The sequence below is a fragment of the Paracoccus lutimaris genome (assembly GCF_003337565.1).
Classification (GTDB): domain Bacteria; phylum Pseudomonadota; class Alphaproteobacteria; order Rhodobacterales; family Rhodobacteraceae; genus Paracoccus; species Paracoccus lutimaris.
The window spans coordinates 1-1491 of record NZ_QPJL01000083.1 but is presented as its reverse complement, the minus strand read 5'-3'; the positions used below and the strand labels follow the sequence as shown (position 1 = coordinate 1491).

General features: G+C 69.5%; 2 protein-coding genes. Both read left to right on the top strand.

Features of this window, described 5'->3' with window-relative positions:
• Window positions 1-873, top strand: an 873-nt coding sequence (locus tag DFP89_RS20005; protein WP_484216266.1) for an ATP-dependent metallopeptidase FtsH/Yme1/Tma family protein, incomplete at its 5' end; no start/stop codon positions are given.
• 116 nt (window positions 874-989) lie between these two features.
• Window positions 990-1322, top strand: a complete 333-nt coding sequence (locus tag DFP89_RS20000; RefSeq protein ID WP_114351043.1) for a hypothetical protein — start codon at window positions 990-992, stop codon at window positions 1320-1322.
• Window positions 1323-1491: the final 169 nt, after the last annotated feature.

The following is a 1491-nucleotide window of genomic DNA, read 5'->3' as shown; positions in this document are numbered from 1 at the left end:
TTGATCGATCCGGCCGTGCTGCGCCCGGGCCGCTTCGACCTGCGTCTGGCCGTGCCGCTGCCCGATGCCGCAGCGCTGGCGGGCGTGCTGCGCCGCCATCTGACCCTGCCCGAGCCCGAGATCCGCGCGCTGGCGCATCAGGCCGTCGGCCACAGCATGGCCGATCTCGACGCCGGGCTGCGCAACTTGCGCGGAGTGGCCCGCCGCGCCGGACGCCGGGTCACGGCCGAGGATCTGCGCGCGGCCTTTGGCGCCGATGATGACCCCGCGATGACGCGGCGCATCGCCATCCATGAATGCGGCCATGCGCTGGTGACGGCGGCGCTTGGCCATGGCCAGATCCAGCACATCGCGCTGGACCGCACCGGCGGCCAGACCCGCATCCGACGCGCCCCGCGCGCCGGCCTGATCGCCGATCACACCGACCTGCTGGCCGAACTCGTGGCCGGCCGCGCCGCCGAACGGCTGATCTTCGGCACGGTCAGCTCGGGCGCCGGCGGCCCCGACGACTCCGATCTGGCGCTGGCCACTCGCGTCGCGCTGGCCATCGAGACCCGCTTCGGCCTCGGCGCCGAGGGCCCGCTCTGGCTTGGCGAGAGTTCCGATTGGCTGCACGACAAGGCAACCCGCCAACGCCTGCGCGCCCGCATCGAGGCGGCCGAGGCGCAGGCGTTGGCGATCTTGGCCAACCATCGCAACCTGCTTGAAGACATGGCCCAAACCCTCGCCAGCCACCGCGAACTCTCCGGCAAAGACGCCGCAGAATGGCTCGATCAGGTCAGGACGATCGAGGTCGTGGCCGCAGCGCCCGAGCCGGAAAGCGGGTCTTCATCGCCCGACGCTTCTCAGCCTCCGGCCTGCCGAACAGGCTGAAGAATGCCGCCCCGGCAGTGGCCACGCCCCCACCAGCGCAGCGATAAAGACTCCAGAACCCCGGGGAGGCCCGGTTTTCTTCCACATCATCCCTTCCAGCAACGGCGAGGCGCCCCATGCCCCAACCCCGGTCCCAAACCCCGCGCAAGATCTTCACCACCGCCCTCGCCGACTGGCAGCGTGCCTGGACCACCCACGCCCGTCACGACCGCCGCGCTGCCAGTGCCGGCTTCGCAACCGCTACCGGCCACGCCCACCTCGCCGCCATGACCACCATCGCCACCCGCATCACAGCCATCGAGAACCACATCGCCCGGAACCCGGCAAACAACCGCGCCGAGCTGCAGATCAAGATCGCAATCCTCTCCCTCGACGGTCAGGTCAGGCCCGAGTTCCGGAAGACCGTGCTTGATGATGCCATGCGCATGATCGCGGAAGCGGAAGCGTGAAGTCGATCACAATTCCGGCCGTTTCAACCCCTTCCAGCCGACACGCGCCAGCGTCAGGGGAAGATACGGCACAACTCCCGGATCGTCCCGGCAATCGACGCCAGCTCCGGCATCAGAGGTTGTTCCAGCACGGCGGCGGTCGGCATGGTGTCATCCGCCAGCAGATGCT